The sequence below is a fragment of the Pseudomonas sp. FSL R10-1350 genome (genome assembly GCF_009600525.1).
GTDB lineage: Bacteria > Pseudomonadota > Gammaproteobacteria > Pseudomonadales > Pseudomonadaceae > Aquipseudomonas > Aquipseudomonas helleri.
In genome coordinates, this window is record NZ_WIVR01000193.1 from 1 (window position 1) to 421 (window position 421).

The 421-nt window shown below is 48.0% G+C and carries 2 tRNA genes; both read right to left on the reverse strand.

The window, feature by feature from the left end:
* Positions 1-92: 92 nt before the first annotated feature.
* Positions 93-168 (reverse strand) — tRNA-Ala (locus GHO25_RS25805).
* A 30-nt stretch (positions 169-198) separates the two neighbouring features.
* A tRNA-Ile gene (locus GHO25_RS25810) sits at positions 199-275 on the reverse strand.
* Positions 276-421: the final 146 nt, after the last annotated feature.

Below are 421 nucleotides of genomic sequence, written 5' to 3' on the forward strand. Positions count from 1 at the left end.
AAAGAACGATCTAATCAAAAGATCAGAAATCAACATTCACCATCGTTTGATGGAATGCTCATTTCTAAGCTTTACGATGCAGAAGCAGTTTATGGTGGAGCCAAACGGGATCGAACCGTTGACCTCCTGCGTGCAAGGCAGGCGCTCTCCCAGCTGAGCTATGGCCCCATATTTCTACAGGTACTTTCCACACAAAATTGGTGGGTCTGGGCAGATTCGAACTGCCGACCTCACCCTTATCAGGGGTGCGCTCTAACCAACTGAGCTACAGACCCAATTTCGAGCTTGCAACTGTTAGCGTGAGCTATCAGCTTGTAGCTTAAAGCTGCTTCTATCGTCTTCTTCAATGAATCAAGCAATTCGTGTGGGAACTTATGGAGCAGCTGATGTCGTCGATTAAGGAGGTGATCCAGCCGCAGGT